This window comes from Fretibacterium fastidiosum (genome assembly GCF_000210715.1).
Classification (GTDB): Bacteria; Synergistota; Synergistia; order Synergistales; family Aminobacteriaceae; genus Fretibacterium; species Fretibacterium fastidiosum.
On sequence record NC_021038.1, the window covers coordinates 2,199,260 to 2,203,858 of the forward strand.

Consider the following 4,599-nt stretch of genomic DNA (forward strand, 5'->3'; position numbering starts at 1 on the left):
CACCTTTCTTTAAACGCGAATTGGTATCAGGTAACGGTCTCTTTTGATTTCCATGCAGCACACCTTCTGTTGAAGATTTTTGCAGTTTACTGCAAAAATCTTCAACAGGCAAGGGGCGATGTTCCGAGAATGGGTGCGTTGGCCTCTGTTTCCTCCCCGCGCTCCGCCAGGATCAGGCCCTGGCCCGTACTTCCCTGGATGGCTGGAAGATCAGCCCCGCGAGGCAGCAGGCGATGGAGACTGCCGTGCCGCTCAGGATCGGGTCCACGGGCAGGCTCAGGAGGGGGACGGCCGCCACCGCCGACGGGCCGAGCACGATCGCGGCCATGATGAAGGGTGGACGAATGCGCCCCTTCATCATCAGTGCGCAGGTCATGGGGGCGAACACCACCGCCCCCGCAGGCCCATGGAGAGGAAGCCCAGGTCGTTCAGCTTGCTGTCGTGGGCGAGGACGGCCAGCGCCGCCCCGACGGCGAGGATCCCCACGATGGTGAGGCGCGTCGCCAGGAGCTCCTTCGAGGCGGTGTCGATGCGCTTCGTGGCGCGCCGGTACAGGTCCTCCACCAGGATGGTGGCCATGCCCAGCGACAGCCCCGCCCCGCCGCCGATCACCGTGATCAGGAGCGTCCCCAGCACGGCGCCGGCCATCAGCGGCGGCATGTGGTCCATGGCGAAGGCCGGCAGCACGTGCAGCGTGCTGGCCAGGACCGGAAGGTCAGGGATGGCCTGTCCCGCGGCGGCGAGCGCCTCCGCCTCCGCCTGAGTGATGTAGTGGGCGCGCACCGAGAGCCCCATGAGGATGCCCGCGGCTCCGAGGATGGGGATCAGGAGGGCGCTGATCAGCACGCCCCTGCGCGCCGCCGCGTCCGTTTTGGCGCTCCAGACGGCCTGTGCGTAGGTCTGGGTGGAGAGGACCCCCACGATGAGGGACAGGCAGGAGCCCATGTCCGTGGGGAGCCCCCGGGCGGTGAGGCTGGCGAAGCGTTGTGCCAGGTCCCCTCCGTCCGCTACGTTGGGCACGTTGGCGGCGGCGCGCTGGACCATCCCCAGGGGGGTGCCCGCCAGGAGGTTCGAGAGCGTCTCCGCCAGCCCCGGAAGCCCGCCCTCGCAGCGCAGCACCAGCACGATGCCGGCCATAAAGGCCAGGTAGAGCAGGGCCACCTTCACCACGCCGCCCATGCCCGCCCCCCAGGCGCCGCCGAACACGACATAACAGCCCATCACGGCCACGGTCAGGACTGCGGCCCACGCTATGGAGAGGTTGGGGAACAGGATCGTGAAGAGCCCGATGCAGGCGATGATCTGAGACAGCACGGTGATGAAGATGCCCAGGGCGCTCAGCACGGCTCCGACGCTCTCCGCCGCTCCGCCGTACTCCTTCGAGATGACCTGCAGCTCCGTCACGCAGCCGCTGGCCCGGAGGGCGCGGACGTAGCCCAGGGCCATGAGGAGACAGCCCAGCCCCGAACCCAGGGTGAACCACCAGGCCGTCAGGCCGTAGTAAAAGGCCATCTGCGCGGAGCCGATCGTGGACTGGGCGCTGACGAGGCTCCCCATCAGCGCGCCACAGACCAGAGCGGGCCCCGCCTGGCCACCGCCGGTCAGGAAGTCCGCCTTGCTCTTCACCCTCCTGCCCGACCAGAGCCCCACGCCGACGATCAACGCCAGCACCAATACGATCCCCAGCCCCATCTGAAATTCCATGAAATCAATCCCCTCTGCCGCACCGGCGGCCCTGAAATGACGCGCTGCCCTGCAGCCCGCGCTCCCCCGCCGGACCGTCGCCCTTCGCGGTCATCGCGGCGCAGGAAATCCGCTCTTGCGGTCCTCTTCGCTGGCTTCCTCCCCTTCGTCCGTGGCCCTCCCGGAGGCCCCGGAGACGGAGGGCGCCTTCCGGAGGCCCTCCGCATCGGAGAGGCGGTCCGCCAGCACCTCCAGGCGCTCCGTCAGCGTGTCCAGGGAGTAGGCGAGCTTCAGGCAGGCCAGGAGCATCAGTTCCTCCTGACCCGTCCCGCGGGCTGGGTCTCCGCAGGCGTCGCGGAGCAGGGCCTGCACGCGGGAGAGCGCCGCGTCGTCCAGCGGGGTCTTGATGGTATAGGTCCTCTTTCCGACGGTCAGGGGCACGTTCCTTGGCGCCTTCACGACCGTCAGCCCCGCTGCTGTTCCATCACGAGTTCGATGAGGCGGTCGTTCAGGGTCTGGAGCTTCGCCTCGATCTCCGTGCCGCTGCGCTCCACGTGCGCGGACTCGTCCGCCGCCTCCTCGATGGTCCGCGCCATCTCCTGGCGGACGCGGACGCACTCCTCGTCGCGCTCGGCGACGCAGGCATTGAGGCGGTCCACCTCGCGCCGCAGGTCGTCCCGCTCCTCGATCAGCGTTTCGATCCGCTCCGCGAGGCGATCCACAAGGTTCTCGATGCTCTTCAGTTCCATCCGTTATCACAACTCCTCTGCCGCACGGGACGGCCCTGCCGGGCCGGAGGCCCGACAGGGCCGGGATGACTTACCGTATATTGTACCCTTTCCGTGTCAGGGCGTCCCGCACCTTTCGGTGGATGGACTCCACTTCCTCGTCCTTCAGGGTACGGTCGGGGGCGCGGTAGTTCAGCGAGTAGGCCATGCTGACGAAGCCGTCGGGCACGCCCTTCCCCGCGTAGACGTCGAAGAGGCGAAGCGTCTCCAGGATGTTGCCCCCCGCCTCGTGGGCAGCCCCGCGGACGTCCGCAGCCACCTCGTCCTGGTCGCGGCCCGCCGGCACGAACATGGAGATGTCGCGCAGGGAGGCGGGGAAGGGGCTACCGGGCCTGTAGCTCGGCTTGCGCAGCTCCTCGAGGGGTGCAAGGTCCAGCTCGAAGAGACAGACCGGCCCCGTCACGTCCAGCTCCTGTTCCAGGGCCGGTTTCAGGCGGGCCAGCCAGCCGATCCGCTTCTCCCCCTCCGGCGTGACGGCCCGCACCTCGGCCGTCTGCCCGGAGTGGGCGAAGGGCTCTTTGCCCGGCACGAAGCGCGGCGTGAGCCCCCGCCCCAGGAGCAGCGCCTCGACGTCCGCACGGACGCTGTAGAAGTCCTCCTCCTGCCCCTTCCAGGGCGTGCGGGGGTCCGTGCCGTTGAAGGCCAGGCCCGCCACGCGGTCGATCTCCACGTGTTCCGCCGCGTCGGGCGCGGTCCTCAGGAAGGCGCGCCCCTGCTCGAACGTCCGCACCGCGCCGCGCCAGCCGGAGGCCAGGGTCGTCCGAAGCCCCATGAGCAGCCCCGGCACGAGGGTAGTGCGCATGGCGATCTGGTCGCGGCTGATCGGGTTGGCCAGCGTCAATGGGTGCGCCCGCAGGTCCTCGTCCGGCAGGTGCAGCCGGGCCGGAAAGTCATCGGGCAGGAAGCTGTAGGTCATGACCTCGGTGTAGCCGCGCGCCACGAGGGCGCTGCGCAGGGCGGCGGCCAGGCTGGTGGGAGAGCCCACCTCCGCGCGGACGGGCATCTCGCCCGGCAGGCGGCCCGGCTCGTCGTTGTAGCCCCGGAATCGGCCGACCTCCTCGATGAGGTCCTCCTCGATGGCGACGTCCGGCCTCCAGCTTGGGGGCAGGAAGGTCCGGGCGTCCTCCGTCCCGCCGTGGCGCGCGATGCCGAAGCCCTCGAGGATCCTCTGAGCCCCGTCCATGTCGTCGAAGGACAGGTAGACGGAGAGCTTGCGCCGCGTCAGGGTCACGGGCTTCGGGGTCGGGAGGGCGTTTTCGGCGGACAGCGGACGGCAGCTCACGTCCGCTCCGCACCAGTCGCGCAGGAGGGAAAGCGCCGCGGATAGAGCCGTTCCGGAGAGGGTGGGGTCCACCGTTCGGGAGAAGCGGAAGGCAGCCTCCGAGGTGATGCCGAGGCGACGGGCCGTGTGTCCCACCCGCACGGGGGAGAAGCAGGCGCTCTCCACCACGATCGTTCGGGTGTCCTCAGCGATGCCGGTCTGCTTTCCTCCCATCACGCCGGCCAGCGCGATGGGGGTCCCGCCGCTCGTGATGAGCATGTCGCGCTCCGTCAGGAGGCGCTCCTTGTCGTCCAGGGTCGTCATGCGCTCACCCTCGCGGGCGGCGCGCACCGTGATCTCCCGCTCCGGCAGCGTGTTGAGGTCGAAGGCGTGGAGGGGCTGTCCCAGCGCCAGCATGACGTAGTTCGTGGCGTCCACAGCGTTGGTGAGCGGCCTCATGCCCATGTGGCTCAGGTCGATCCGCGCCGTCAGGGGCGACGGCCCGATCTTGGCGCCCGTGGCCAGCCCCAGGCGGTAGCACAGGCAACCCCGGTCCGGCAGGGAGATAGCGCCGAACCGCTCCGTCCAGTCCTCCTCCTGCTTCAGGGGCGCCATCCAGGCGGGCGTCCTGAGCGTCGCGTCGGGGAAGAGCCCCTTCAGCTCCCTGGCCAGACCGAGGAGGCTCAGGAGGTCGCCGCGGTTCGGGGTGACGGAGACGTCGAGCACCGTATCCCCCAGGTGGTAGAGGGCCTCCGCCGGGACGCCTGCTGGGGTGTCCGGGGGCAGGATCAGGAGCCCGTCGGGGGAGTCCACGTCCGGCAGGCCCAGCTCCTCGGCGGAGAGCATCATCCCCGCGCTGTCCACGCC

5 protein-coding genes are annotated in these 4,599 nt (G+C 69.5%); all 5 read right to left on the bottom strand.

The window, feature by feature from the left end; genetic code table 11:
- Positions 1-172 precede the first annotated feature (172 nt).
- Positions 173-376: a hypothetical protein gene (locus SY1_RS09935; RefSeq protein ID WP_015556945.1), complete on the bottom strand. Its 204-nt coding sequence runs from the start codon at positions 374-376 to the stop codon at positions 173-175.
- Positions 373-1,704 (bottom strand): sodium:solute symporter family protein, encoded by a 1,332-nt coding sequence (locus SY1_RS09940; protein WP_015556946.1) that lies wholly within the window; start codon positions 1,702-1,704, stop codon positions 373-375. Before SY1_RS09940 ends, SY1_RS09935 begins: the two co-directional genes overlap by 4 nt.
- Positions 1,705-1,794: 90 nt before the next feature.
- Complete coding sequence (locus SY1_RS09945) at positions 1,795-2,142, bottom strand: hypothetical protein (protein WP_208873667.1); 348 nt, start codon at positions 2,140-2,142, stop codon at positions 1,795-1,797.
- Positions 2,143-2,147: 5 nt separating this feature from the next.
- A complete protein-coding gene (locus tag SY1_RS09950; protein ID WP_015556947.1) occupies positions 2,148-2,432 on the bottom strand; it encodes a hypothetical protein in 285 nt (94 codons plus the stop codon).
- A gap of 70 nt (positions 2,433-2,502) precedes the next feature.
- Positions 2,503-4,599: phenylalanine--tRNA ligase subunit beta (pheT, locus tag SY1_RS09955; protein ID WP_208873669.1), on the bottom strand; the 2,097-nt coding region annotated here is incomplete at its 5' end.

What these genes read in the sequence shown, in the direction of transcription:
- SY1_RS09935 (WP_015556945.1), bottom strand. Translation starts at nt 376, where the DNA reads ATGACCTGCGCACTGATGATGAAGGGGCGCATTCGTCCACCCTTCATC.
- SY1_RS09940 (WP_015556946.1), bottom strand. Translation starts at nt 1,704, where the DNA reads ATGGAATTTCAGATGGGGCTGGGGATCGTATTGGTGCTGGCGTTGATC.
- SY1_RS09950 (WP_015556947.1), bottom strand. Translation starts at nt 2,432, where the DNA reads ATGGAACTGAAGAGCATCGAGAACCTTGTGGATCGCCTCGCGGAGCGG.